The 25,398-nt window shown below is 68.9% G+C and carries 19 protein-coding genes, 1 pseudogene and 1 riboswitch; of the genes and pseudogenes, 9 read left to right on the top strand and 11 right to left on the bottom strand.

The genetic code is table 11. The features are described 5' to 3' along the window. Window positions 1-128 precede the first annotated feature (128 nt). Window positions 129-1,727 (bottom strand): choline dehydrogenase, encoded by a 1,599-nt coding sequence (locus tag GGR66_RS00955; RefSeq protein WP_184446894.1) that lies wholly within the window; start codon window positions 1,725-1,727, stop codon window positions 129-131. A gap of 207 nt (window positions 1,728-1,934) precedes the next feature. Between GGR66_RS00955 and GGR66_RS00950 the strand changes: the two genes are divergently transcribed. Further along, a complete protein-coding gene (locus GGR66_RS00950; RefSeq protein WP_184446893.1) occupies window positions 1,935-3,281 on the top strand; it encodes an MFS transporter in 1,347 nt (448 codons plus the stop codon). Window positions 3,282-3,359: 78 nt separating this feature from the next. Further along, the gene (locus GGR66_RS00945; RefSeq protein WP_184446892.1) at window positions 3,360-3,713 is read left to right on the top strand and encodes a DUF1304 domain-containing protein; all 354 of its coding nucleotides are present in this window, start codon (window positions 3,360-3,362) and stop codon (window positions 3,711-3,713) included. A 50-nt stretch (window positions 3,714-3,763) separates the two neighbouring features. Here GGR66_RS00945 and GGR66_RS00940 read toward each other — a convergent pair. The 3 genes and pseudogenes from GGR66_RS00940 to GGR66_RS00930 form a co-directional block, all read right to left on the bottom strand. Then, window positions 3,764-4,155: pseudogene (locus tag GGR66_RS00940) on the bottom strand (hotdog fold domain-containing protein); the annotation flags it as partial. Window positions 4,156-4,281: 126 nt separating this feature from the next. Next, window positions 4,282-6,768 (bottom strand): acyl-CoA dehydrogenase, encoded by a 2,487-nt coding sequence (locus GGR66_RS00935; protein ID WP_184446891.1) that lies wholly within the window; start codon window positions 6,766-6,768, stop codon window positions 4,282-4,284. Continuing rightward, entirely contained in the window at window positions 6,765-7,685 is a 921-nt protein-coding gene (locus GGR66_RS00930) for an alpha/beta fold hydrolase (protein WP_184446890.1), read from the bottom strand. Before GGR66_RS00930 ends, GGR66_RS00935 begins: the two co-directional genes overlap by 4 nt. Before the next feature lie 139 nt (window positions 7,686-7,824). On the opposite strand from GGR66_RS00930, the gene GGR66_RS00925 reads away from it, so the two are divergent. Next, complete coding sequence (locus GGR66_RS00925) at window positions 7,825-8,436, top strand: TetR/AcrR family transcriptional regulator (protein ID WP_017910473.1); 612 nt, start codon at window positions 7,825-7,827, stop codon at window positions 8,434-8,436. A gap of 121 nt (window positions 8,437-8,557) precedes the next feature. Here the strand turns inward: GGR66_RS00925 and GGR66_RS00920 are convergent, their stop codons facing one another. From GGR66_RS00920 to GGR66_RS00910, 3 genes are all read right to left on the bottom strand, one after another. Continuing rightward, complete coding sequence (locus tag GGR66_RS00920; RefSeq protein WP_184446889.1) at window positions 8,558-11,434, bottom strand: TonB-dependent receptor; 2,877 nt, start codon at window positions 11,432-11,434, stop codon at window positions 8,558-8,560. Window positions 11,435-11,654: 220 nt separating this feature from the next. Further along, window positions 11,655-12,515, bottom strand: coding sequence for a hypothetical protein (locus GGR66_RS00915; RefSeq protein ID WP_184447427.1), 861 nt, complete (start codon window positions 12,513-12,515; stop codon window positions 11,655-11,657). A 115-nt stretch (window positions 12,516-12,630) separates the two neighbouring features. Beyond that, window positions 12,631-13,524, bottom strand: a complete 894-nt coding sequence (locus GGR66_RS00910; RefSeq protein ID WP_160965532.1) for an Hsp33 family molecular chaperone HslO — start codon at window positions 13,522-13,524, stop codon at window positions 12,631-12,633. 81 nt (window positions 13,525-13,605) lie between these two features. Here GGR66_RS00910 and mtgA point away from each other — a divergent pair, with 81 nt between their 5' ends. From mtgA to GGR66_RS00895, 3 genes are all read left to right on the top strand, one after another. After that, complete coding sequence (gene mtgA / locus GGR66_RS00905; protein WP_184447426.1) at window positions 13,606-14,349, top strand: monofunctional biosynthetic peptidoglycan transglycosylase; 744 nt, start codon at window positions 13,606-13,608, stop codon at window positions 14,347-14,349. Between the two features lie 365 nt (window positions 14,350-14,714). Beyond that, on the top strand, window positions 14,715-15,737 hold the full coding sequence (locus GGR66_RS00900; protein WP_184446888.1) for a glycosyltransferase family 2 protein: 1,023 nt from the start codon (window positions 14,715-14,717) through the stop codon (window positions 15,735-15,737). Beyond that, entirely contained in the window at window positions 15,697-16,125 is a 429-nt protein-coding gene (locus GGR66_RS00895) for a CBS domain-containing protein (RefSeq protein WP_184446887.1), read from the top strand. Before GGR66_RS00900 ends, GGR66_RS00895 begins: the two co-directional genes overlap by 41 nt. A 141-nt stretch (window positions 16,126-16,266) precedes the next feature. Here the strand turns inward: GGR66_RS00895 and GGR66_RS00890 are convergent, their stop codons facing one another. The 4 genes from GGR66_RS00890 to GGR66_RS00875 all read right to left on the bottom strand — a co-directional run bounded on the left by GGR66_RS00890 (window position 16,267) and on the right by GGR66_RS00875 (window position 21,555). Next, window positions 16,267-18,228: an AsmA family protein gene (locus GGR66_RS00890; RefSeq protein ID WP_184446886.1), complete on the bottom strand. Its 1,962-nt coding sequence runs from the start codon at window positions 18,226-18,228 to the stop codon at window positions 16,267-16,269. Between the two features lie 52 nt (window positions 18,229-18,280). Continuing rightward, window positions 18,281-18,952, bottom strand: coding sequence for a hemolysin III family protein (locus GGR66_RS00885; protein WP_160965524.1), 672 nt, complete (start codon window positions 18,950-18,952; stop codon window positions 18,281-18,283). Window positions 18,953-19,061: 109 nt separating this feature from the next. After that, window positions 19,062-20,666 (bottom strand): peptide chain release factor 3, encoded by a 1,605-nt coding sequence (locus GGR66_RS00880; protein ID WP_160965522.1) that lies wholly within the window; start codon window positions 20,664-20,666, stop codon window positions 19,062-19,064. Window positions 20,667-20,820: 154 nt separating this feature from the next. After that, entirely contained in the window at window positions 20,821-21,555 is a 735-nt protein-coding gene (locus tag GGR66_RS00875) for a M23 family metallopeptidase (RefSeq protein ID WP_255421576.1), read from the bottom strand. A 247-nt stretch (window positions 21,556-21,802) separates the two neighbouring features. Next, a riboswitch (SAM riboswitch) is annotated at window positions 21,803-21,921 on the top strand. A 70-nt stretch (window positions 21,922-21,991) separates the two neighbouring features. Between GGR66_RS00875 and GGR66_RS00870 the strand changes: the two genes are divergently transcribed. The 3 genes from GGR66_RS00870 to GGR66_RS00860 are packed head-to-tail and all read left to right on the top strand — an operon-like array spanning window position 21,992 to window position 25,325. After that, entirely contained in the window at window positions 21,992-23,029 is a 1,038-nt protein-coding gene (locus GGR66_RS00870) for a homoserine O-succinyltransferase (protein WP_184446884.1), read from the top strand. Continuing rightward, entirely contained in the window at window positions 23,026-24,243 is a 1,218-nt protein-coding gene (locus GGR66_RS00865) for an O-succinylhomoserine (thiol)-lyase (protein ID WP_184446883.1), read from the top strand. The genes GGR66_RS00870 and GGR66_RS00865 overlap by 4 nt, the downstream gene beginning before the upstream one ends. Beyond that, the gene (locus tag GGR66_RS00860; protein ID WP_184446882.1) at window positions 24,240-25,325 is read left to right on the top strand and encodes a homoserine dehydrogenase; all 1,086 of its coding nucleotides are present in this window, start codon (window positions 24,240-24,242) and stop codon (window positions 25,323-25,325) included. Before GGR66_RS00865 ends, GGR66_RS00860 begins: the two co-directional genes overlap by 4 nt. Window positions 25,326-25,398: the final 73 nt, after the last annotated feature.

Below are 25,398 nucleotides of genomic sequence, written 5' to 3'. Positions count from 1 at the left end.
AGCCCCTCTCCCCCCGGGAGAGGGGTTGGGGTGAGGGTACGTCGCCCAGCGGCAGCGGGAATCTGGTGGCAAGCTCCGGGAAACTCGCCACCACCCCGAACTCCCCGCACCGCCCCGCAGCCGCCGCCTCACCCCTCCCGCAGGACCATGCGCCCACGGATCAGGTCGGCGGCGCGCTCGGCGATCATCATCGTCGGGCCATTGGTGTTGCCGCTGACCAGGCGCGGCATCACCGAGGCGTCGACCACGCGCAGGCCGTCGAGCCCGCGCAGGCGCAGCTGCGGATCGACCACCGCCTGCGCGTCGCTGCCCATCCGGCAGGTGCCGATCGGGTGATAGATGGTTTCGGCCTTGGCGCGGATGAAGGCGATCAACCCGGCCTCGTCCAGATCCTCGCGCGCCGGCAGCAGCGGCGCGCCGCGCCAGGCATCGAACGCCGGCTGCTGCAGGATGTGCCGCGCCAGGCGCGCGCATTCCACCAGCATGCGCAGGTCGAAACCGTCGGGGTCGCTCAGGTAGTTGGCCTGGATCCGCGCCGGTGTGCGCGGGTCGGCGTCGTTGAGCGCGATGCGGCCACGGCTGCGCGGCTGCAGGTGGCAGGCGTGCAGGGTGAAGCCGTCGCCGGGCAGGCGATTGCGGCCGTGGTCGTCGAGCATCGCCGGCACGAAGTGCATCTGGATGTCGGCGCGCGCGTCCGGCGCCAGCGGCGAGCGGATGAAGGCGCCGGCCTCGGCGATGTTGCTGCTGCCGGCGCCACGGTGCCCGCGCAGGAAATAGTCGAAGGCGATCTTGGCCTGGTTGCGGCGGTCGTAGCTGATGCCCGAGCGGGTGCGATACAGCGTGCACACGTCCAGGTGGTCCTGCAGGTTGGCGCCGACCTGCGGCTGGTCCAGCTGCACCGCGATGCCGTGGCGGCGCAGCGCATCGGCCGGGCCGATGCCCGAGAGCATCAGCAGCTGTGGCGAGTTCACCGCGCCGGCGCTGAGCAGCACCTCGCGCGCGGCGCGCGCCTGCACCTCGCGGCCGTCCAGCGCATAGGCGACGCCGACCACGCGTCCGCCCTCGATCAGCAGGCGCAGCACCAGCGCGTCGGTGACCACCTGCAGGTTGTCGCGCATGCGCGCCGGCGCCAGGTAGGCGACCGCGGCCGAGCAGCGCGCGCCATTCTTCTGGGTGACCTGGTACAGGCCCACGCCCTGTTGCTGCGGGCCGTTGAAGTCGGGGTTGTGCGGAAAGCCCGCCTCCTGCGCGGCGGCCACGAACACCTCCGAGAGCGGGTTGTGGTAGCGCAGGTCGGAGACGTGCAGCGGGCCGTCGCCGCCGTGCAGCGCATCGCCGCCGCGGCTGTTGCATTCGCTGCGGCGGAAGTACGGCAGCACGCCGCGCCAGTCCCAGCCATCGGCACCGTCGGCCGACCAGTCGTCGTAGTCGGCGGGCACGCCGCGCACGTAGCACATCGCGTTGATCGAACTGGAGCCGCCGAGCACCTTGCCGCGCGGCCACCATAGCCGGCGGTCGTTCAAGGCCGGCTCGGCCTCGGTCAGGTAGTTCCAGTTGATGCGGCGGTTGTTGGCCAGGCGCGCCAGGCCGGCGGGCATGTGGATGAAGGGATTGCGGTCGCGCGGCCCGGCCTCGATCAGCAGCACCTTGCAGTCGCGGTCCTCGCTCAGGCGGTTGGCGAGCACGCAGCCGGCCGAGCCTGCGCCGATGATGATGAAGTCGTACACCCGCGATGTCCCCTCAGTTCCTGGCGCCGACGCTAGTCGCCGGGGATAGAGCATATGCTCGGCGCGGGCTGCCGCCGGGTGCGATGCAAGCGCGGCGTGGTGTGCGCATGGCGCGCGCGCTGGCGGTGTTGCGGTGCATCAGCTACCGTGCGCGTTTTCCGCCCCGAAAATCGCCATGTCCCGTTCCTGCGCCAGGGTCCGCCGCCGATGAGCGCCGCCCCGCATGCCCCCGGCGCGCTGGCGCGGTTGCGCGGCGCCCTGCGCGATTCGCCGCCGCTGGCGTGGGCGTTCCTGTACTTCTTCTCGCTGCTCAGCGGTTACTACGTGCTGCGGCCGGTGCGCGAGGCGATGGGCGCCTCCGCCGACGTGGCCGCGGTGTTCCCGCCGGCGATGATCGCGTTCTTCGCGGCGCACGGCATGCCGCTGAAGGAGTTCGCGCTGCAGGTGCTGTTCACCTGCACCTTCCTGATCATGCTGTTGCTGCAGCCGGTCTACGGCGCGCTGGTCAGCCGCTATCCGCGACGGGTGTTCCTGCCGGTGGTGTACGGCTTCTTCATCGCCACGCTGCTGCTGTTCTACGTGCTGTTCGACAGCGGCGTGCCCGGGCGCGGCATGGCCTTCTTCCTGTGGATCTCGGTGTTCAACCTGTTTGCGGTGGCGGTGTTCTGGAGCTTCATGGCCGATGTCTTCAGCAATGCCGAGGCGCGCGCCTATTACGGCTACATCGGCGCCGCCGGCACGCTCGGCGCGTTCCTGGGACCGGTGATCGCCAGCAGCCTGGTCGAACGCATCGGCATCGCCAACCTGATGCTGGTGTCGGCCGGATTCCTGGTGGTCAGCGTGGTGTGCCTGCTGCGCCTGCGGCTGTGGGCGGTCGCCCGCGAGCGCGAGCGTGGCGTGGTCGGCGGCGAGGCGCCGATGGGAGGCGACGTGCTGGCCGGGCTGAAGCTGATCGCGCGCGAACCGCTGCTGCGCTGGCTCGCCCTGATGTCGGTGTTCGGCGTGGGCGTGGGCACCCTGCTGTACAACGAACAGGCGGCGATCGTGCGCCGCCTCTACACCGATGCGGCGGCCAGTACCGCCTTCTACGCCAACATCGACCTGGCGGTGAACGCGGTGACCCTGGTGCTGCAGTTGCTGGTCACGCGCGCGCTGCTATCGCGCTTCGGCATCGGGCCGGCGCTGCTGATTCCCGGCTGCGCGATCCTGCTCGGCTACTCGGTGCTGGCGGTGTCGCCGCTGCCGATGCTGGTGGCGGTGGTGCAGGTGGTGACCCGCGCCGGCGAGTTCTCCCTGGCCAAGCCGGCGCGCGAAACCCTGTACACCCGGGTCGGCCGCGAATGGCGCTACAAGGCTGGCGCGGCGATCGATACGGTGATCTATCGTGGCAGCGACCTCAGCTTCGCATGGTTGTACAAGCTGCTGTCGGGGTTCGGCTCGCAGGTGGTGTTCGTCGCGGGCCTGCTGGCCGCCTCCGGCATGACCCTGGGCGCGTGGCGGCTGCTGCGCGAGGCGGCCAAGCTGCCACCGGAACGCACGCCGCCGACGCGGTGAGCCGGCGCAGCGTGGGGACTGGCCGCCCATCGGCACGCTGGCTATGCTGGCGCCCTGTCTCCTGTGCCGGATAGCACGATGATCCTGTTGGCTTCGATCCTGGTGGGCGCGGTCGCGCTGCTGCACCTGTACATCCTGGTACTGGAGATGGTCCTGTGGACGCGTCCGCTGGGCATGAAGGTCTTCCGCAACTCACCGGAGAAGGCCCAGGCCACGCGCGTGCTGGCGGCCAACCAGGGGCTCTACAACGGCTTCCTCGCCGCCGGCCTGGCCTGGGGCCTGGTCGCACAGCGGGTCGACGTGATGCTGTTCTTCCTCGGCTGCGTGGTCGTGGCCGGCCTGTACGGCGGCTGGAGCGTCAGCCGCCGCATCGTGTCCGTGCAGGCGCTGCCGGCGGCGCTGGCGATCGCCGCGGTGTTGCTGGCGTACTGAGCACGGTCGCGCACCGCACACCGCCCAGGCGACGCAGCGGTCGGCGCGCGTGGCGACACCCACATCGCGATGCGCGCGACGCACACCACCTTCGCGCGCGTATCTCCACGCTGACCGGCAGGTCGTCACCGCGCTCGGCGGCGACGATCGCCACGTCCGGCGTGGCCATCGCATGCATCGGACCTACTGCCTTGCTGCGGTATTCCACCTGCATGCCCTTGGGAATCCAGCGCATCGAGGGCGGCAGGCTGGCGTCGATCATGAGTCCGCCGGCCAGCTCCGCCAGGTTGCACAGGGTGATCGCGTGCACCGTGCCGATGTGGTTGCTGACCCGGCGCCGGTGCGCGATGCGCGCCTCGCAGCGGCCCGGCTCCAGGACGGTGATGCGCGGGGCGATGCTGGCGAAGTAGGGCGCCTTGAAGCACACCGCACGCGAGGACAGCCAGGATCCCCCGGGTTAGCGTTGCAAGCGGCGATAGAGCGAAAGCAGTCGACGCATCGCAGTTCCCTCAAACGCACGACGGCGGACCGAAGTCCGCCGCCGTGAGTGGCTGCATGGCTAGAACGATCAGGCCGCTTCGCGCGAATGCCCGTCGTCGGCCGCGGCGGCGGCACGCTGGTAGTAGCTTGCCGAGCGCAGCTCGTCGGTGTCGAAGTCGTCGACGCTGATCGTGTCCATGGTGATCTCGCGCAGCTCCTCCAGCTGACGGCGCTCGTCGGCCGAGAGCACGCCTTCGCGCACCGCCTCGTCCAGCTGCGAGGCGAAGTCCAGCGACTCGATGCCCTTGCTCTTGAGCGCCTTCAGGAACTTGCGCTCCACCGGCTCGGCCAGCACGGCCTTGGTCAGGTAGCTGGCGATGCGCCCGCCCGGGTTGTTCTCGCACGGGGTCAGGAACACGCCCTGGCCCAGGCGATCGCGCGCCTCGTTGGGGGTCATCAGCAGCGCGGCAACACGGTGCCCCAGGCGGTCGCCCGGCGCCTCGGCGCGGCGGCCCCACGGGAAGATCAGCGCCCACATCAGCCAGCCGACCGGACGGATCGGGAAGTTGCGCAGTGCCGCCGACAGCGCCAGTTCGATCTTGTGCACGCTGTCGTGGAAGGCCCACGCCAGCAGCGGCTGGTCGGTGGCCGGCGCGCCGTCGTCGTGGTAACGCTTGAGCATGGCGCTGGTCATGTAGATGTGGCTCAGCACGTCGCCCAAGCGTCCGGACAGCGACTCCTTGAACTTCAGCTTGCCGCCGAGCATCAGCATCGACACGTCGGCCATCAGCGCCAGATTCGCCGAGTAGCGGTCCAGCTTGCGGAAGTAGCGGCGGGTGTAGGCGTCGCCCGGGGCGGCGCCGATGCGTGCGGCGGTCAGGCCGAACCACAGCGAGCGCACCGCATTGGAGATGGCGAAGCCGATGTGGCCGAACAGGTTGCGATCGAACTCGTCGACGCCGGCCTTGTGGTCCGGGTTGCCGGCGGCCTTCATCTCCTTCATCACCCACGGATGGCACAGGATTGCGCCCTGGCCGAAGATCAGCAGGCTGCGGGTCATGATGTTGGCGCCTTCCACGGTGATCGCGATCGGCGCGGCCTGCCAGCTGCGGCCGGCGAAGTTGCGCGGGCCCAGGATGATGCCCTTGCCGCCGACCACGTCCATCACGTCGCTGATGACCTCGCGGCTCATCGTGGTGCAGTGGTACTTGGCGATCGCCGACGGCACCGACGGCACGTCGCCGCGGTCCACCGCCGCAGCGGTGGCCTGCGACAGCGCGCTGATCGCATAGGCCTTGCCGCCGATCCGCGCCAGCGCCTCTTCCACGCCTTCGAAGCGGCCGACCGACAGGCCGAACTGCTTGCGGATGCGCGCATACGCGCCGGTGACGACCGCGCCGAACTTGGCGCCGCCGCTGGCGGTGGAGGGCAGGGTGATCGAGCGGCCCACGGCCAGGCACTCGTTGAGCATGTTCCAGCCCTTGCCGACCATCTCCACGCCGCCGATCAGCTGGCTCAGCGGGATGAACACTTCGCGGCCGTGGATCGGGCCGTTCTGGAACGGCGAGTTCAGCGGGAAGTGGCGGCGGCCGATCTCGACCCCCGGGGTCTCGCGCGGCAGCAGCGCCAGGGTGATGCCGATGTCCTTGGTGTCGCCGATCAGGCCTTCCGGGTCGTACATGCGGAACGCCAGGCCGACCAGGGTCGCCACCGGGGCCAGGGTGATGTAGCGCTTGTCGAAGGTCAGCTTGACGCCGAGCACGTTGGCGCCGTTCCACTCGCCCTTGCAGACGATGCCGTAGTCGGGGATCGAGGTGGCGTCGGAGCCGGCGAACGGACCGGTCAGGCCGAAGCAGGGCACTTCCTGGCCCACCGCCAGACGCGGCAGGTAGTAATCCTTCTGCTCCTTGGAACCGTAGTGCAGCAGCAGCTCGCCCGGGCCCAGGGAGTTGGGCACGCCGACGGTGGAACTGACCACGCTGGAGACCGAGGCGATCTTCTGGATCACCTTGTGGTGCGCCAGTGCGGAGAAGCCGAGGCCACCGTACTCCTTCGGGATGATCATGCCGAAGAACTTGTTCTTCTTGATGAAGCTCCAGATCTCCGGCGGCAGGTCGGCGTGGACGTGGGTGATTTCCCAGTCGTTGGTCATCCGGCACAGCTCTTCCACCGGGCCATCGAGGAAGGCCTGCTCTTCGGCGGTCAGCTGCGGCTTGGGATAGTTCAGCAGCTTCTGCCAGTCCGGATCGCCGGTGAACAGTTCGCCTTCGAATCCGACCGAGCCGGTTTCCAGTGCGATGCGTTCGGTCTGCGACAGCGGCGGCAGCACCTTGCGGAACACCTTGAGCATCGGTGCGGTGAGCAGCGGCTTGCGCACGAACGGCAACAGCAGTGGCACCGCGACCACCGCCAGTACGACGGCGGCGACGATGGTGGCGACGTGGTTGGCGCCGAGCAGCCAGCACGCGACCAGCAGCGTGGCGCTCAACGCGGCCCAGACGGCGAGCCGCATGCGGTGATAGGCGGCGAACGCGCCGGCCAGCAACAACACGAGGAAGGGGGCAATGATGCTCATGGGCGTGCTCCGGGGAGGTACTCGGTGACGGCGGACGATGCGCCGGCGCAGGCCGGTGGCAGGGCGTCCAGATAGTGCAACACAGTGGCGGTAAATGCGGCGTTGTCGTCGCCGGCCAGCATATGCGTGGCTTCGGGCAGATGCGCATGCTGCGCATGCGGCACCAGCGACAAGAATTCTTCGATGGTCTGCGGCGTGACCAGATCGCTGCGGCCGCCGCTGATCAGCAGCAGTGGGCACCGCACGTGCGCAGCGGCCTGCGCGATCGCGCCCTGGTGCTGGTCGCTGTCGCGTGCCAGTTCTTCGACCAGGCGCGGATCCCAGTGCCAGTACCAGCGGCCGTCGGCGTGCTGCCGCAGCACGCTGCGCAAGGCTTCGGGCGACTTGCGCGCGCGCTGCGGCAGATAGGCGGCGATGGCATCGCCGGCCTCGTCCAGGCTGGCGAAACCCTGCGGGTGCGCGGTCATGAAGGCGAGGATGCGTTCGACCCCGGCGGGTTGCCAGCGCGGGGTGATGTCCACCAGCACCATCGCGCGGAACAGACCCGGCCAGCGCGATTCGGCGATCAGCCCGAACAGCCCGCCCATCGAGGCGGCGACCAGCACCGGCGGCGGCGACATCTCGCCGGCGACCACGATCAGGTCGTCGGTGAACTGCTCGCCGCGATAGGGCAGATCCGCCGGGTTGCGTGCGGAATCGCCATGGCCGCGCGCATCGTAGGCGACGCTGCGGTAGCCATGCGCCTGCAGTGCCGCGGCGGTTGCCGACCAGGCATGCCGGGTCTGGCCGAAGCCATGTGCGAACAGCACCGATCCGGCCTCGCCGGGACCGGTGACGGTCGCAGCCAGCGCCAGCTCGCCGGCGCCGGACAGGGCGGCCGAGACGGCATGCGGGACAGTGGCGGAAGCAGAAACCATACGAGATAGTATGGTCGCTCTGCCGGGCATGTCAATACGATGCAGTATGGGTGCGAAAAACCAACGCTGCCGGGCATTTGCGCCGGCCGTGCGGAGGCCACATACTGCAACCGACGTCCCCGTATGGTTAAATCCACGGATGAATACCGCGCCCGCTCCTTCCTCCGATGACGGCGCCGCTTCCGGCGGCGGCCGCAACAACCGGCTCAGTGCCGAAGACTGGGCGCAGGCCGCCCTGGACCTGATCGCCGAACAAGGCGTGAGCGCGGTGGCGGTGGAACCGCTGGCGCGGCGCCTGGGCGTCACCAAGGGCAGCTTCTACTGGCACTTCCCATCGCGCGATGCATTGCTGCAGGCTGCGCTGGAGCGCTGGGAACTGGTCGAACAGCAACAGGTGTTCGGCAGCCTGGAAGAAGTGCCGGATCCGCGCACGCGGCTGCGCGCGCTGTTCCAACTGGTTGCGCATGAGGTCAAGCCGCACATCATCTACAGCGAATTGCTGAAGGCGCTCGACCATCCGGCGGTGCGGCCGGTGATCGACCGCGTTTCGCAGCGGCGCATGGAGTATCTGATCGCCTCGTTCCGCCAGGCCGGGCTCAGCCGGACCGACGCGCAGCATCGCGCACGCCTGGCCTACGCCGCCTACGTCGGCTTCCTGCAGCTGTCGTTGCAGTTGCACCAGCCCAAGCAGGCGCGCGAGGACTTCGAGGCCTACGTCGAACACGTCATCGTGACCTTGATTCCGGGCTGATCCCTGCGGGGTGACGCGTCGGCATTGAATGCTGGCGCATACCGAAGCGGTCGCATAAAAAACCGGCGCAAAAAAACGGCCCCTTTCGGGGCCGTTCTTGTTACCGGAACATCCGGCGGTATCAGAACCGCTGGGTGTATTGCATGAACAGGTAACGGTCGTAGTCCAGCATCGGATCGATGGACGAAGAGCTGTTGTTGGTCAGCGAGTAGGTGATCGGCGGCTGCTTGTTCCACACGTTGCGAGCACCCACGGTGACCGCGCCGTTCCAGGGGGCCGACCAGGTCATCGAGACGTCCTGATAGGTGATGGCTCCCTTCTTGTTCGCGCCCACGCCACCGCCCCAACCAGCGTTGGGCGTCTGGTAGTTCGGATCGTTGCACTCTTCGGCGTACTGGCAGAAATCGCGGTAACCGCCGTAGTAGCGCAGGTTCCAGCTGGCCGACAGGTCGCCCTTGACCCAGTTCACGCCGAGCGTGGCCCGAACGCGCGGGTAGTTCCAGTAGCCCGCGTAGTCGTTCCAGGGGCTGCCATTGTCGCTCTGCTGCCGGAACGCAACCAGGTAGTTGCTGTCCAGTCGCAGCGAGAACTGGCCGACCGCGAATTCCGGCAGGCGATAGTTCGCGACGAAGTTGTAGCCTTCGGTTTCCAGCGCACCCAGGTTGGTGTTGCCGCGGCTCAGGCTGACCACCTGGCCGGTGGCCGCATCGCGGGTGTAGTTACAGAACGAGGTGACGCCGTTGTAGCACTGGTTCAGCACATAGGTCGCGCTGACCGCGGTGATCACGTTGGAGATGCTGATCTTGTACCAGTCGAGCGAGAAGTCCAGGCCCTGCACCCAGTGCGGGCTGAAGACCAGGCCGACCGTGCGGGTCTTGCTGTACTCAGGCTGCAGCGTGGCGTTGCCCACACCCGCCTGGAACGCGGTGTTGCTCTGCGTTTCGCGGGCGCTGACCGGTTGGCCGGCGTTGTCGGTCTGGCGGAAGTTCGTCGAGAGGCCTTCCGACGCGCAGCGCGCTGCCACGGCGGGCGTGGACAGCTGGCCGAAGCGCGCATCGCACGGGTCGGTGAACGGATCGAAGGACTGCGAGCCGCCGCCGAAGGTGTCGTCCAGGGTCGGGGCGCGGAAGCCCTTGCCGTACGTGCCACGCACCAGCAGATCCTCGACCGGCTTCCAGGTCAGGCTGAACTTGCTGTTGGTGGTGTTGCCGAACCGGTCGTAGTCCGAGTAGCGGCTCGCCACGTCGAACGAGAGTTCCTTGGCGAACGGCACGTCCTTCAGGACCGGAATCATCAATTCCAGGTAGGCTTCGTTGGTCTTGTATTTGCCCGTGGTCGGCGCGGCGGCCAGGTCGGTGGTGTAACCGGCGCTGGAGAGCTGATCCGGGTAGTCGTAGCCGCTGACCTCGCGGTGCTCGACACCTGCCGCGAACGCGAATTCGCCTGCCGAACCCGGCATGTCGAACAGGCCGCCGGTGATGTTGGCGAAGTACTGCTTGCTCACGCTCTGCTGGGTGGCCTGGCCGAGGGTGCTGACGTACTTCAACGCGTCGGCGGTGGACGCGGACGGGCCGCCGAGGATGTTGAACGGGGTGCACTGCCCGGCAGCCAGGTTGGTGCCCAGCGCGATCGGGTTCGCCGCGGTGCCGCACTGGACTACGCCCTGGGCATTCAGGAACGACGGACCCAGGGCCTTCTGCAGCGCCAGCAGGTTGATGTTGCCGGTGCTGATCTGGGTGACGTCGTACTTGTTGTAGTTCATGCCGACGTCCCAGTTCCAGCCGTGGGTGCCGACATCGAACGCGCCTTCCAGGGCGGCGTCGAAGTGGAAGCTCTTGACGTTGTTTTCCGACACGCGCGGGATTTCCGTGATGCGACGGAACCACGAGGTGATGTCCTGGCCGACCGGGTTGTAGTAGCTCTGGCCGCTGATGGAGACGGGGAACGTGCGCTGCGAGGTCGCATTCAGCGGGTAGCCGCCGACCTGGCGCGTGGAATCGCGTTCGGAGTACATCGCCGTCGACTTGAAGGTGATGTTCTCGTTGATATCGAAGCTGCCGGAGGTGAAGACCGACTTCGTCTCATTGCCCTGCGCCAGCATCATCTGCTGGGTGACGTTGAAGCGATCGTCGGTGGTCAGGCCATTGTGGTAGTTGGCGAGGTTGCGCGAATCGGCGCCGACGCCGTTGCCGTCCCACGAACCGGTGTGGTTCAGGACGTAGGTGTTGCCGTTGGAGTTGAAGCGGCCCCACGGACCGGTGGCGCTCAGGCCGTCCAGCGGGTGGTTCGGACCAAAGGTGGTGCGGGTCAGGTCGCGGTCCTTGGCGAACACCGGATCTTCCTTGGTGTAGCTGGCGCCGAAGATGAGCGAGGAGTGGTCGCCGCTGGCGCCCAGGGTGATCGAGTAGGACTGCTTCTGGCCGTCGCCGCGGCCGTTCTGGCCGAACAGCGCCGAGGCTTCGGCACCTTCGAAATTCTTGCGCAGGATGATGTTGACCACGCCGGCAACGGCGTCGGAGCCGTAGATCGCCGAGGCGCCGTCCTTCAGCACTTCGATGCGATCGATCAGGGCGCTCGGGATGGTCGACAGGTCGGTGTAGCCGGCCAGGCTGGAGGTCCAACGCTTGCCGTTCACCAGCACCAGGGTGCGCTGCTCGCCCAGGTTGTACAGGTTGACGTACTGGCCACCCTGTTCCGCGTTCGAGGTCAGCACCGCTGCCTTGCTGAACGTCTGGGTGCCGGAGACAGTGAGGTTCTGCAGGATGTCGCCGACGCTCACCAGGCCGGACTTCTTGATCTCCTCAGAGGAGACGGTGAAGACCGGCTGGGCGGTCTCGACGTCGACCGAACGGATGCGCGAACCGGTGACTTCGATGCGATCCAGGTTGGTGGCGCTGCCGCTTGCGTCCTGAGCGACGGCTGCGCCCGCGGTGCCACCGGCGCCCACGACCAGCGCGAGCACGACTGCATCACGCAGTGTGTTGGTCTTGCAATTCATTAGCTCTCTCTCCGAAAGATTGGGTAAAGCCCAAGGTTTGCCTGTGGGCGGAATCGAAAATGCGATTCCAAGTCCCTTCAGGGTGCCTGGATGGTATCCCGGTCGGAGGAAGAATTAAAGTCCCGTTAACAAAGCGATGTTTTGACGTGAATTCGAGTAAAAATCACGTATCCATCACAAAATGCATTGTGATGGGGCGGCGCGTGCCGCAAGTGGGTGGCTACAGATCCTGCTCGTAGCGCACGTAGGGGATGGTCCCCTCTTCGGTGCTGATGTTGTTCGGCGAGAACGGATTCTTGCCGCGGGTGATGACGTTCTCGGCGCCGACGGTGAGCTGGCCGCTCCACGGAGTGCGCCAGGTCAGGCCCACGCCGAGGCCGGTCCACTTGCCGGGCTGGCCGGGGGCATCGACGACGCGGCCGATGACGTTGGCGCTGAAGGAGCCGTAGCCGCCGCCGATGCTCAGGCTCTTGCTGTCCCAGCGGTCGAGCATGGCCGGGGTGGCGTCGGCGATCGGCACCAGGCGCGCCTTGGCGTAGGTGCCGCCGATCGAAACGAAGCCCTCGCGGCCGATGTTCTGCTGCGCGAAGACGGTCAGGTCGTTCTGCTCCATCCGCATCGACGGCGTCTTGTTGGCGCCAGCCAGCCAGGCGGGAAGATTCTCGCGGCCGGTGCCGGCCGACAGCGACAGGTGCCCGCCGGGGCGGTTGAAGGTGGTGGTGGCGGCGACATGGTGGCCGTTGGTGCCGTCGTCGTCGCCCAGGCTGGCCAGCATGCAGTGGCTGGCCAGGCCGCTGATGCTGCTGCCGCTGGCGCTGTTGCACAGCAGGCCCAGCGAGTCGCCGGAGGACAGGCCGAACGCGGCATCCAGGGAGTTGCGACCGAAATGCCAGCGTGCGCCGACCGCCTGCTCGCCGGTGGGCTCCAGGTACAGCAGTGCCTCGACCTTGCCGCTGCCCTTGTTCCAGACCGGCAGCACGGTGCGGTCCTGGCCGTTGGCGGGCTTGTTCTGCGCATGCACGCCCGTGCTCGCCGCAAGGGCGATCAGCAGGGCGAGCGGTAGGCGCAGGAAGGGTCGCATCAGCAATCTGAGACTTGGGGCAGGAACGAAAGTTCCCGCCGGACAGGGTGGTTGATGCTAGTGGGTTTATGTTTCTTTAACAAGTCGGACTCCCCGGTCGCGACGCGTGTTCCCGCTAGTGCAAGCGCTCCGAGGACGTCGGTTCAGCTTGCGTTACGGCAAACAATACTCCGAATTCCGTCAAGGGGAAGTCATAGTGACGGCCGCAGAATTCGCAGCGGATCTCAACTTGGCCGGTTGCCTCGGCCGCCGCCCGGGCTTCCTCCTCGCCCAGCGAGCGCAGCATCGCCGCGACCCTCTCGCGCGAGCACGAACAGCCGAAGCGCAGCGGGCGATCGCCCAGCAGGTCCGGGGTCTCCTCGTGGAACAGCCGGTGCAGCAGGGTCTCGGCCGGCGTCGCCAGCAGTTCGGCCTCGCCGACGGTCTCGAACAGGGCGCCGGCGCGGTTCCAGCCGTCCTCGTCACCGGCGTCGCCGGGCAGCTTCTGCAGCAGCAGGCCGGCGGCGTGGGTGCCGTCGGCGGCCAGGATCAGCCGCGTCGGCAACTGCTCGGACTGGCGGAAGTAGTCTTCGAAGGCTTCGTCCAGCTCGGCCGAGGACATCGCCACCAGGCTCTGGTAGCGCTGCGGTTCGCGCGGGTCCAGGCCGGGGTTCTCGATGGTGATCGCCAGCAGGGCGTCGTCGCCGAGCGCACGCAGGTCGCGCGGGGCGTCCTGGCCTTCGCTCAGCTGGACGATGCCGCGCAACGTGCCGGCCGCGGTGCACTCGGCGAACAGGGTGCGCAGCGCGCCCTGGCTGCGCAGTTGCACCGACAGGCGCCCGTCGACCTTGGTATGTCCGGTGAACAGGGCCGCGGCGACGCAGGCCTCGCCCAGCAGCTCGGTGGCCGCTGCGGGGTAGCTGGCCGGCGCCAGGATCTCGCGCCAGGTGTCGTGCAGACGCACGTGCACGCCGCGCACGCCGGCGCCGGGCAGCAGGAAGCGGGTCAGACGATCGTCGGAAGAATGCATTGCGGCCTCGCTGCGCATGGGAAGATGGCGACCGCACGAGAGTGGATCGTCACGGTGGACCAGATCGAAGAGAGCATAGGAATGGGGGCGGCGCGCCGCGATGCAAGTGGCGCTGCGCCGGCGCGTCCGCGCACCAGGCGCTGGCGCCGCTGGGTGCTGCTGGCGCCGCTGATCTTCGTGCTGGCGAGCGTGTCGCAGGTGCTGCTGCTGCGCTTCGTCGATCCGCCGTTCTCGGCGATGATGCTGGAGCGCCAGCTCGGCGCCTGGGCGAGTGGTGACTGGTCGTATCGCATCGTCTACGACTGGCGCGACACCGCGCAGATCGCGCCGAGCCTGCCGATCTCGCTGGTCGCCGCGGAGGACCAGCGCTTCCCCAGCCACCACGGCTTCGACCTGGACGCGATCGAGAAGGCGCGCGACCACAACGCGCGCGGCGGGCGCCTGCGCGGCGCCAGCACGATCAGCCAGCAGGTCGCCAAGAACGTGTTCCTGTGGCAGGGCCGCAGCTGGCTGCGCAAGGGGCTGGAGGCCTGGTACACGGTGCTGATCGAGGCGCTGTGGTCGAAACAGCGCATTCTCGAGGTGTACGCCAACGTCGCCGAGTTCGGCGACGGCGTGTACGGCGCGCAGGCGGCCGCGCGCAGTTTCTGGAACAAGGACGCAGCGCAACTGACGCCGGCGCAGAGCGCGCTGCTGGCGGCGGTGCTGCCGGCGCCGCAACGCTATGACGCCACCCGTCCCGGCCCCTACGTGCAGGGCCGCGCCAACTGGATCCAGCGCCAGACCCGGCAACTGGGCGGGCCGGCCTACCTGCAGGCCCCGTAGGCTAGGAGCCCCTCTCCCCTCGGGAGAGGGGTTGGGGTGAGGGTACGGCCGCACGTGGGCATTGAGGTTCGGCGGTAGGCGACCCTCATTCGCCCCTGCGGGGCACCTTCTCCCGGTGGGAGAAGGGAGGCGCGGGATCTTGCGCTGTAGATTGAGGTGTCCGGACTCAGCCCCTCTAGCATGGGGAGAGGGGTTGGGGTGAGGTTGCGGCCCGCACGCGGGCATTGAGGTTGGCCGGCAGGCGAACTCTCGTCCGCCCCTTCGGGGCACCTTACTCCTGACGTGAGAGGGGAGTGGACTCTGGATCTTGTCGGGTACGGCGCCCGCCGCTGGTGAACGCGCAGGCGGCTCCGTACCATCCGCCGATGGAATCCGAACGCCTCACCGTCGTCGTCACTGCGTTCAACGAGGCGCAGACCCTGCCGCTGTTGCACCCGCGCATCCTCGCCGCGCTCGATGACGTGCCGGGGCTGGAGGGGCGCGTGCTGTACGTGGACGACGGCAGCCGCGATGCCACCTGGGAGACGATCCAGGCGCTGGCCGCGTCCGATCCACGAGTTGGGGCGTTGCGCCTGTCGCGCAATTTCGGCAAGGAACTGGCGCTGACCGCGGGGCTGGACTGCGTCGATCGCGGCGCGGCGATGCTGCTGGATGCCGATGGCCAGGATCCGCCGGAACTGATCGGGCAGTTCGTGGCGCACTGGCGCGACGGCTACGACGACATCTACGGCACGCGTCTGGTGCGCGAAGGCGAGGGCTGGCTCAAGCGCGGCACCGCAGCGCTGTTCTACCGGGTGATCGGGCGTCTGTCGAAGACGCCGATCCCCGCCGATACCGGCGATTTCCGCCTGCTGTCGCCGCGCGCGCTGGCCGCGCTGCGGCAGTTGCGCGAGCGCCATCGCTTCATGAAAGGATTGTTCGGCTGGATCGGCTTCCGCCGTCTGGCTTTACCGTACAAACGCGCGCCGCGGCTGGCCGGGCGCAGCAAGTTCAGCCTGTGGCGGCTGTGGAACTTTGCCCTGGACGGCATCACCGGCTTCTCCACTGCGCCGCTGCGGGTGGCCACTTACCTGGGGCTGGCGACGGCGGTCGGCGCCTTCCTGTTCGCGATCTGGGTGGTGGTCAAGGCGGCGCTGTGGGGCGATCCGGTGGCGGGCTGGCCGACGATGATGGCGGTCATCCTGTTCCTGGGCGGCGTGCAACTGATCGCGCTGGGCCTGATCGGCGAATACCTGGGCCGGCTGTACGAGGAATCCAAACAACGTCCGTTGTATCTGGTGGAGACCTGGCGTGCACCGGGCGAAGGAGTATGCTCGGCCGGGCGATCCAGCGAACCGGGAGGCAGCGATGCGGACGGTACGGCAGGTCTTGAGCGAAAAGGGCGATGAGATCCACGCGGTCGCGCCGGACACGGCGGTGATCGAGGCGCTGCGGCTGATGGCCGCCAAGGGCATCGGCGCAGTGCTGGTGATGCAGGACGGACAGCTGTCCGGCATCCTGTCCGAGCGCGATTACGCACGCAAGGTGGTCCTGCAGGACCGCTCCTCGGCGACCACGCCGGTGCGCGACATCATGAGCAGCCGGGTGCATACCGTGGACCCGTCGCAGAGCGTGCAGCAGTGCATGGAACTGATGACCGGGCAACGCATCCGCCATCTGCCGGTGGTGGACGCCGGCACCGTGATCGGCGTGATCTCGATCGGCGACCTGGTCAAGGCGGTGATCGAGGAGCAGCGCGCGGAGCTGGATCAGTTGCAGGAGTACATTCGGAGCTGAGATTCGGGAGTCGGGATTGGGGATTCGCAAGAGCGGCGGTGGTGTATGCGGCAGGTTCGCCGAGCCCGTCATGCATCTGCATTTGGCCGGCTCAGGTCGCCGCTTTTGCGAATCCCCAATCCCTAATCTCCAATCCCGCGGCTACTTGTCGCCGCACTGAATATCCTTGCCCGGCCCGGTCTCGATGGTCGCGAGCAGGGCGGCCGGCGGGGCGATGCTGCCCAGGGCCACGGCGATCGCGCCGCGCACGCCCAGGGCCTTGAAGTCGGGGCGGAAGCTCGGGTCCTTGAAGGTGCCACCGACGCGCAGCGGCGAACGCAGGGCGAGGATGCTGTGGTCCTTGGGCTGCGCCTTCAGCAGCAGGTCCAGGCGCTCCTGGCCCAGGTCGATGGTGCCGCTGCCGACCAGCAAGGTGTCGGTGCTGTCGAAGGCCAGCGCGCGCGAGGTCATGACCCCGTGCTGCACGCCGAAGTCGCCGAACGCGCAGCGCACCGGGATCTCGCGGTCCTTGGTCACCAGGTACTTCAGCGACTCGGCGATATCCAGGCCGGCCAGTTCCATCACCAGGTTGCTGATGCGGCCTTTGCCCATGCCGACGGCGACGCTGCCGTCGGCGCTGCCCAGCATCTGCGCGATCGAGTTGCCGCTGCCGGCCAGCGCGACCTCGCCGCCGATCGCGCCGGCGGCCTCCTTGGCCAACTTGCCGTCGGGAAACAACTTGCCCAGCTGGATGCCGCGGATCGACAGCTGCGCGCGGGTGAACAGGGTGGGCTTGCGCGCATCCATGCGGATGTCCGAGCGGATGTCGCCGCCGGCCACGCCGAAGTTCAGCGGTTGCAGCAGCAAAACGCCGTCGTCGAGCTTCAGATGCGCGTCCATGTCCTCCAGCGGTAGCGACGGCGCGTTGATGCGCTGCGCCTTCCAGCGCACGTCGGCATCCATCGCGCGCAGTTTGCCGAGGTCGTACGGGGTGGACGGCAGCACCTTGTCGGTAGCGGCGAGCTTGGCTGCCTGCGCCTTCTGCTCGGCATTGGCGGTCTCGCCGGCGCCGGTGCGCGGCGGCGCGCCGACGAAGCCGGCCAGATCGTCGAAATCCAGCCGTTGCGAGCGCAGGTCGGCGCGCAGGAACGGGCGCTGCCCGGCGGTGTCGATCTGCACGGTGCCGGCCAGGTCGCTGTCGCCGGCACGGCCACGGAAGTCCTGGTAGCGCCAGCGATCGCCGTCGCGCTGCAGACGTCCGTCCAGTTGGTAGGGAGGGGTGGAAGGGATGGCGATGCCCAGCAGCGGATACAGATGGGCCATGTCGGTGCCGGCCAGTTGCAGTTGCAGGTCGAAGACGCGCAACTGGAACGGGTTGGTCAGGGTGCCGCGCATGTGCGCGCGCGTGCTGCCGGCGCTGCCGCGCAGATCGATGCGGAACGGATGGTCGCTCTCGCTCAGTTCCAACGGTGAGGCGGTATTGCCCTTCAGGGTGAAGGGATTGCCACGCCAGCGGCCGTCGCCGCTGACCGTGATCGGCGGCGCCGCATCGCCACGGCGGCGCTGCCCGACCTGGCTGTCGACGGCGATGTCGATCTCGGTGCGCCCGGCCGGGTCCTGGAAACGAAGATGTCCCTGCTGCACCAGCAAGGCGCCCAGGACCACTGGCCTGCCGCCGTCGTCGGACTGGTCGAACGCCCAGTTGCCGGGCTGCCCGGCCGGCCCGGTCTCCAGCAGCAGGTCGGGTTTGGTCAGGCGGATCTCGGGGATGCGCACGCGGCCGCGCAGCAGCGGCCACAGCGCGATATCCAGTTCGGCGCGGTCGGCGCTGGCCATCTGCGGCTGCTTCGACCAGTCGGCGTTGGCGAAGCGCAGGCGATCGCCGCGCACGGTGATGATGCGGCCAAGATCCACGTCCAGGTTGCCGTCGATATGGAAGGCGCGGCCGGTGCGCGCCTGTACCGCACGTTCCACCGGCGCCTTGAACCAGTTCCAGTCGAAGATCAGGATGATGACGAGCAGGAGCAGCACCAGCGCGCCGAGCACGAACGGCCAGCGCCGCAGGCGGCCATCGTTGCGCCGCCAGGGCCAGGAGCGGGATGCGGAAGCAGGGTCGAGAGCCATGCGGCCATCCTAGGCAGCGGCCGTGCACGGGGCGCGAAAGCGAGCGGCCGCCTCAAAGCACCTGGCTGGTCACCGCCACGAAGTGGCAGACGCTGCCGGCGAGCACGAACAGATGCCAGATGGCATGGAAGTAGCGCACGGTATCGCGCTGGTAGAAGTAGGTGCCCAGGGTGTAGAACAGGCCGCCAGCCAGTAGCCAGCACAGGGTGGGAACATCGACCGAGCGCAGCAGTGGCTCGATCGCCACGACGATCAGCCAACCCATGGCGAGGTAGAGGATGGTCGACAGCAGGCGGAAGCGGCCGGTAAAGAAGAGCTTGAACACCACCCCGGCCACGGCGATGGTCCAGATCGCGGCGAACAGGCCCCAGCCCCAGGGGCCGCGCAGGCCGATCAGGGTGAACGGAGTGTAGGTGCCGGCGATCAGCACGTAGATCGCGCAATGGTCCAGTACCTGCAGCCGCGCTTTGGCGCCCGGATGCGGGATGGCGTGGTACAGCGTGGAGGCGGTGTACAGCAACAGCAAAGCGACCCCGAACACGATCGCACCGGCCAGCTGCCAGCCATCGCCGTAGATCGCGGCGAGGGTGATCAGCACCGAGCTGCCGGCCAGTGCGGCGATCGCGCCGAGGCCGTGGGTCAGCGCGCTGGCCAGTTCGTCGCGCCAGTCGGTGGAAGGCGGCGCGTCGGCGTTCGAGTAGGCGGGCGAACGGTCTGCATCCATGGGACCGCAAGGTACCGCAATTGCGAGCGGTTCGCATCCGCTGCGGCGCCAGCGGGTGGCGCCGGTTGGGCGTGCGCTCAGCCGGCGCGCGCCCGCGCTCGGCGCAGGCTCAGTCCACCGCGACGCTGTACGCGTGTTCGCGGGTGGCGGCGAACCGCACGTCTGGCGCGCGTTCCTGCGCCAGTTGCAGGTTGACCCGGGTCGGTGCCAAGTAGACCAGTTCGCCGGCGGCATCGATGCCCAGGTTCATCGCGTTCTTCTCGCGGAACTCTTCCAGCTTCTTGGGGTTGTCGCAGTGCACCCAGCGTGCGGTGACCACGCCGACCGGCTCGAAGCTGGCGTCCACGCCGTATTCGTCCTTCAGCCGGTAGGCGACCACGTCGAACTGCAGGGTACCGACCGCGCCCAGGATCAGGTCGTTGCTCATCAGCGGACGGAAGAACTGGGTGGCGCCTTCCTCGGACAGCTGCGCCAGACCCTTCTGCAGCTGCTTGAGCTTGAGTGGGTCGCGCAGGCGCGCGCGGCGGAACAGTTCCGGGGCGAAGTTGGGGATGCCGGTGAACGACAGCGACTCGCCCTCGGTGAAGGTGTCGCCGATGGAAATGGTGCCGTGGTTGTGGATGCCGATGACGTCGCCGGGGTAGGCCTCGGCGGCGATCTCGCGGTCGCTGGCCATGAAGGTCAGCGCGTTGGCCAGCTTGACCTCCTTGCCGGTACGCACGTGCAGGGTCTTCATGCCGGCGGCGAAGCGGCCCGAGCAGATGCGCATGAAGGCGACGCGGTCGCGGTGCTGTGGGTCCATGTTGGCCTGGATCTTGAACACGAAGCCGGTCAGCTTGTCCTCGCCGGCCTGCACCTGGCGGCCGGTGGTGGCGCGCGCCTGCGGCGGCGGCGCGTGCTCGGCGAAGAAGTCCAGCAGCGGCTGCACGCCGAAGTTGTTCACGCCGGAGCCGAAGAACACCGGGGTCTGCTTGCCGGCGCGATAGGCGTCCAGGTCGAAGGCGTGGCTGGCGCCCTGCACCAACTCCAGCTCGTCGCGCAGGTCGGCCAGCATCTGCGCGCCGATCTTTTCGGCCAGGCCGGGTGCGTCCAGCGACGGGAAGATGGTCGAATCCTGGCGGGTGAAGTTGCGGCCGGGCTCGTACAGGTGCACCTCGCCGGTGACCAGGTGCACCACGCCCTTGAGGCGCTGGCCCATGCCGATCGGCCAGGTCACCGGCGCGCATTCGATGCCCAGCACCGTCTCCACCTCGTCGAGCAGGTCGATCGGGTCCTTGCCCTCGCGGTCGAGCTTGTTGATGAAGGTCATGATCGGCGTGTCGCGCAGCCGGCAGACTTCCATCAGCTTGATGGTGCGCTCTTCCACGCCCTTTGCCACGTCGATCACCATCAGCGCCGAGTCCACCGCGGTGAGCACGCGGTAGGTGTCCTCGCCGAAGTCGGCGTGGCCGGGGGTGTCGAGCAGGTTGATGATCTTGCCTTCGTACGGGAACTGCATCACCGACGAGGTCACCGAGATGCCGCGCTCCTTTTCCAGCGCCATCCAGTCCGAGGTGGCGTGGCGCGCGGCCTTGCGGCCCTTCACCGAGCCGGCCATCTGGATCGCCCCGCCGAACAGCAGCAGCTTTTCGGTCAGCGTGGTCTTGCCGGCGTCGGGGTGGGAAATGATGGCGAAGGTGCGGCGGCGCGCAGCTTCGGTGGCGACTTCGGACATGGGCGGCACACCCGCAAAGGGCGTCATCGGCAAAGGAGGAAGCCGCCGATTATAGCGGGCTTCCCGCAAGGCCCGGTCAGTTCGGCAGCCAGGGATGCGGGCGCTTGCTGGACTGGCGATGCGCGGTGAGCGAACTCGGCGAGTAGGGACGTGCTCAGAGCGGATCGGGATGGGCGAAGCGCAGCTCGCCCAGCGGGCCGGCCATCCGGAACGGCACCGATTCCAGGTGCAGACCGCGGTTGAGCTGGAGTGCGAAATGCAGGTGCGGGCCGCTGCTGAGGCCGGTGTTGCCGGACAGGCCGAGGCGTTCGCCGCGCCGCACCGCCTGGCCGACCCGTACCTGCACGCCGCCGGCGGCCAGGTGCGCGTAGATCGCCATGCTGCCGTCGGCGTGCAGCACCCGCACCAGGTTGGCGGCCTGGCCCAGGCGCGGGTCGGTGCCGGACTCGCGGAAGTCGTCGCGGACCTCCATCACCACGCCCTCGCGTGCGGCCAGCACCGGCGTGCCTTCGGCCAGGGCGAAATCCAGCGCATAGGCGTTGGCCGGATCGCGATGGCTGAAGGCGCCGCCGAAGCCCTGGTCGATGCGCACCGGGCGATCGGCGAAGGGCAGGGCATACAGCACCGCGTCGGCATGGGCGCGCGGCGAACCGGGCACCGCCTCGATGCGCAGCCGGGCACCATCGCCACCGGTCTCGGCCAGGTCGCCGGGCGGATACAGGCGGGCGACCACGCGGCGTTCGCCGGCGGCCAGCTCCACGGTCAGCGGCAGCGTAGGCACGGCGGTGAAGCCGGCGCTGTCGCCCAGCAGGCGGATCTGCACCGGGCCGCCGAGTGGATTGCCCAGCGCGACCTCGCGCAGGCCGCTGTCGCGGGCGGTCACCTCCAGCCATGCGGGTGCCGCTTGCGCCACCGGCCGCGGCGCCTTCCAGCGCAGCAGCGGCTGCGCGGACGCGGCGGTCGCCGCCGCCAGCGACAGGACCACGGCAAGCCAGCGGCGGGGACGGCATCGGCGCACGGACAAGGGGGGGGGCGATGGGGGAAGCGGAGTATGGCCGAGGCCAAGGATCGAAAAATCATATCGCTTCATCCGAATAAAGAGATTGACATGGCCGAAAATCGCTGGCATCGTGGCTCCACCATCGAGACCGGCGGAGGGACAGGCCCTTTGATGCCGGGGCAGCCAGCGGACGCGCAAGCGACCGTGTAGGTGCCAAATCCTGCGGGGACCACCGCGTCCGCCGAAAGATGGTTCGATCCATGCCCTCTGCATGGCGAACGCGAGCTCCGCGAAGCTCGATGGCCGTTCCTCTCCGGATACCGCCATGCGCCTCGTGAACTCACCTGATCGCCCCACCTCCGCCATTCCGTCCCACGACCGCATTGCCGCGCCGGCCGACGGCGTGCACGCGATGCGTGGCGAGATCGCGGTCGCGCTGCCGCTGCGCCATGCCGGCGTGCAACTGCTGCGCCTGCGCTACGAGCTGAGCGGTCCGGTGGACGCGCCGGTGGTGTTCGTCGCCGGCGGCATCTCCGCGCACCGCCACCTCGCCGCCAACGCCAGCTTTTCCGAGAAGGGCTGGGCCGAAGGCCTGGTCGGGCCGGGGCGGGCGCTGGATCCCACCCAGCGGCGGCTGCTGGCGTTCGATTTCGTCGGCGCCGACGGCAGCCTGGACGCGCCGATCGACAGCGCCGACCAGGCCGATGCCATCGCCGCGCTGCTGGACACGCTGGACATCGCGCAATTGCACGGCTTCGTCGGCTACTCCTACGGCGCGCTGGTCGGCCTGCAACTGGCGGTGCGGCATCCGCAGCGCCTGCAGAAGCTCATTGCGGTCAGCGGCGCGCATCGCGCGCATCCATATGCGGCGGCCTGGCGCGCGCTGCAGCGCCGTGCGGTGGCGCTGGGCCAGCTGCAGTGCGCCGAGAGCCACGGGCTGTCGCTGGCGCGGCAGTTCGCGATGCTCAGCTATCGCACCCCCGAGGAATTCGGTGAGCGCTTCGACGCGGCGCCGGAAGTGATCAACGGGCGCGTCCGCGTCGCCGCCGAAGACTACCTGGACGCCGCCGGCGCGCAGTACGTGGCGCGCACCCAGGTCAACGCTTACCTGCGCCTGTCCGAATCCATCGACCTGCACCGCATCGAGCCGGCCGCCGTCGCCGTGCCCACGGTGGTGGTGGCGGTCGAAGGCGACCGCCTGGTGCCGCTGTCGGACCTGGTCACCCTGGTCGAAGGGCTCGGCCCGCGCGGCAGCCTGCGCGTGCTGCGCTCGCCCTACGGCCACGATGCCTTCCTGAAAGAAACCGATCGCATCGACGCGATTCTCGCCACCGCCCTACGCCCCACCGGAGTTGCCGCATGAGCACTGCCCACGACACCGATCTGCCCTGTAGTGCCGCCACCGCCGCTGTCCGCGCCGGCATCGACCGCGATACCGCCTATGGCGCGGTGACCCCGCCGATCGTGCTGTCGTCGAACTTCAGCTTCGACGGCTTCGGCAACAAGCGCCAGTACGACTACACCCGCAGCGGCAATCCGACCCGCGACCTGCTCGGCGAAGCGCTGGCGGAGCTGGAAGGCGGCGCCGGCGGCGTGATCACCGCCACCGGCATGGGCGCGATCAACCTGGTGCTGAACGCGCTGCTGCAGCCCGGCGACAAGCTGGTGGTGCCGCACGATGCGTACGGCGGCAGCTGGCGGCTGTTCAACGCGCTGGCCAAGAAGGGCCATTTCGAATTGATCACCGCCGACCTGACCGATCCGCGCTCGCTGGCCGATGCGCTGGCGCAGGCGCCGCGGCTGGTGCTGATCGAGACCCCGTCCAACCCGCTGCTGCGCATCACCGACCTGCGCTTCGTCATCGACGCCGCGCACAAGGCCGGCGCGCTGGCGGTGGTCGACAACACCTTCCTGTCGCCGGCGCTGCAGACCCCGATCGCCTTCGGCGCCGACCTGGTGATCCACTCCACCACCAAGTACGTCAACGGCCACAGCGACGTGGTCGGCGGTGCGGTGATCGCCGCCGATGCCGAACTGCACCAGCAACTGGTGTGGTGGGCCAATGCGCTGGGCCTGACCGGCTCGCCGTTCGATGCGTTCCTGACCCTGCGCGGCCTGCGCACGCTGGATGCGCGCCTGCGTGCGCACCAGGAAAACGCACAGGCGGTGGTGGAACTGCTGACCACGCACGCCGCGGTGCGTCAGGTGTACTACCCCGGCCTGGCCTCGCATCCGGGCCACGCGGTGGCGGCGCGGCAGCAGCGCGGCTTCGGCGCGATGATCAGTTTCGAACTGGCCGGCGGCGAGGCCGAGGTGCGCGCTTTCGTCGACGGCCTGCGCTACTTCACCCTGGCCGAATCGCTGGGCGGCGTGGAGAGCCTGATCGCGCATCCGGCGACCATGACGCATGCGGCGATGACCGCCGAGGCGCGCGGCAAGGCCGGGATTTCCGACGGCCTGCTGCGCCTGTCGGTGGGCATCGAATCCAGCGCGGACCTGGTCGCCGACCTGCAGGCCGGCCTGCAGCGCGCGCAGCACGCCGGCGAGGCGCTGGCACGCAAACGGGTGGACGCGTGAGCAGCGGCCTGGCCGATGCACCGTCGACGCCGCTGCGCACCACGCCCACCGTGGCAGTTCCGCGGCTGGGTCTGCTCGGTACCGGCACCGTGGGCCGCGCCTTCGTCGCGCGCTACCAGGCGCTGCAGCAGCGCCGGCCCGGCCTGCCGACCTTCGCCTGGCTGGCCAATTCGCGCACCGTCGCCGATTGCGCGCTGACGCCGGCGCAGGCGCTGGCCGCGGCCAATGCCGCCGCGCGCGGCACGCAGGCGGTGACGCTGCCGGACGACCTGGGCAGGGGCGACATCGTGGTCGATGCCACCGCCAGTGAGGCGGTGGCGCAGCGCCATGCCGAGTGGCTGCGGCGTGGCGTGCACGTGGTCACCGCCAACAAGCTCGGCCAGGGTGCCGCGCTGGCGCGGGCCGAACAGATCCATGCCGCGCGGCATGCCGCCAATACCCACTACGGCGACAGCGCCACGGTTGGCGCCGGGCTGCCGTTGCTGAGCAGCCTGCGGGCGCTGGTCGCCGGCGGCGACCATATCCACGCGGTGGAAGGCGTGCTGTCCGGCTCGCTGGCCTGGCTGCTGCATCGCTACGACGGCCGCCGCGCCTTCTCCGACTGCGTACGCGAGGCCGCGGCCGCCGGCTACACCGAACCCGATCCGCGCGAGGACCTGTCCGGCGAGGACGTGCGGCGCAAGCTGCTGATCCTGGCACGTGCCGCCGGCCTGCCGTTGCGCGCCGAGCAGGTGCAGGTGGAGTCGCTGGTGCCGGCCGTGCTGGCCGCGGTGCCGCTGGCGCAGCTGGATGCCGCATTGGCGCAACTGGACGCGCCGCTGGCGGCGCGCCTGGCGCAGGCGCAGGCCGAAGGCGCCTGCCTGCGCTTCGTCGGCCGCTTCGATGCGCATGGCGCCTCGGTGGGCCTGCGCGCGCTGCCGTCGACGCATCCGCTGGCCAGCGGCGCCGGCACCGACAACCGCGTCGCCATCCACAGCGACCGCTATCTGCAGCAGCCGCTGCTGATCCAGGGGCCGGGCGCGGGCGCCGACGTCACTGCGGCGGCCTTGCTCGACGACGTGCTGCGGATCGCGGTGCGCTGAGCGACGCACGCGACGCCCGCAACCGTTGCGGGCGTCGCGATTCGGTACCGACGGCCAGCCGGCGCAGTGCCGG

This window comes from Xanthomonas sp. 3498 (assembly GCF_014199795.1).
In the GTDB taxonomy this organism is placed as follows: Bacteria; Pseudomonadota; Gammaproteobacteria; order Xanthomonadales; family Xanthomonadaceae; genus Xanthomonas_A; species Xanthomonas_A rydalmerensis.
Note: the sequence above shows the minus strand (reverse complement) of the source record. Positions and strands in the feature narration are given on the sequence as shown.

Bases quoted from the DNA above. Each gene is read 5' to 3' on its own strand.
- GGR66_RS00950 (WP_184446893.1), top strand. From the start codon at position 1,935: ATGAGCGCCGCCCCGCATGCCCCCGGCGCGCTGGCGCGGTTGCGCGGC.
- GGR66_RS00945 (WP_184446892.1), top strand. From the start codon at position 3,360: ATGATCCTGTTGGCTTCGATCCTGGTGGGCGCGGTCGCGCTGCTGCAC.
- GGR66_RS00935 (WP_184446891.1), bottom strand. From the start codon at position 6,768: ATGAGCATCATTGCCCCCTTCCTCGTGTTGTTGCTGGCCGGCGCGTTC.
- GGR66_RS00930 (WP_184446890.1), bottom strand. From the start codon at position 7,685: ATGGTTTCTGCTTCCGCCACTGTCCCGCATGCCGTCTCGGCCGCCCTG.
- GGR66_RS00925 (WP_017910473.1), top strand. From the start codon at position 7,825: ATGAATACCGCGCCCGCTCCTTCCTCCGATGACGGCGCCGCTTCCGGC.
- GGR66_RS00920 (WP_184446889.1), bottom strand. From the start codon at position 11,434: ATGAATTGCAAGACCAACACACTGCGTGATGCAGTCGTGCTCGCGCTG.
- GGR66_RS00915 (WP_184447427.1), bottom strand. From the start codon at position 12,515: ATGCGACCCTTCCTGCGCCTACCGCTCGCCCTGCTGATCGCCCTTGCG.
- GGR66_RS00910 (WP_160965532.1), bottom strand. From the start codon at position 13,524: ATGCATTCTTCCGACGATCGTCTGACCCGCTTCCTGCTGCCCGGCGCC.
- mtgA (WP_184447426.1), top strand. From the start codon at position 13,606: ATGGGGGCGGCGCGCCGCGATGCAAGTGGCGCTGCGCCGGCGCGTCCG.
- GGR66_RS00900 (WP_184446888.1), top strand. From the start codon at position 14,715: ATGGAATCCGAACGCCTCACCGTCGTCGTCACTGCGTTCAACGAGGCG.
- GGR66_RS00895 (WP_184446887.1), top strand. From the start codon at position 15,697: ATGCGGACGGTACGGCAGGTCTTGAGCGAAAAGGGCGATGAGATCCAC.
- GGR66_RS00890 (WP_184446886.1), bottom strand. From the start codon at position 18,228: ATGGCTCTCGACCCTGCTTCCGCATCCCGCTCCTGGCCCTGGCGGCGC.
- GGR66_RS00885 (WP_160965524.1), bottom strand. From the start codon at position 18,952: ATGGATGCAGACCGTTCGCCCGCCTACTCGAACGCCGACGCGCCGCCT.
- GGR66_RS00880 (WP_160965522.1), bottom strand. From the start codon at position 20,666: ATGTCCGAAGTCGCCACCGAAGCTGCGCGCCGCCGCACCTTCGCCATC.
- GGR66_RS00870 (WP_184446884.1), top strand. From the start codon at position 21,992: ATGCGCCTCGTGAACTCACCTGATCGCCCCACCTCCGCCATTCCGTCC.
- GGR66_RS00865 (WP_184446883.1), top strand. From the start codon at position 23,026: ATGAGCACTGCCCACGACACCGATCTGCCCTGTAGTGCCGCCACCGCC.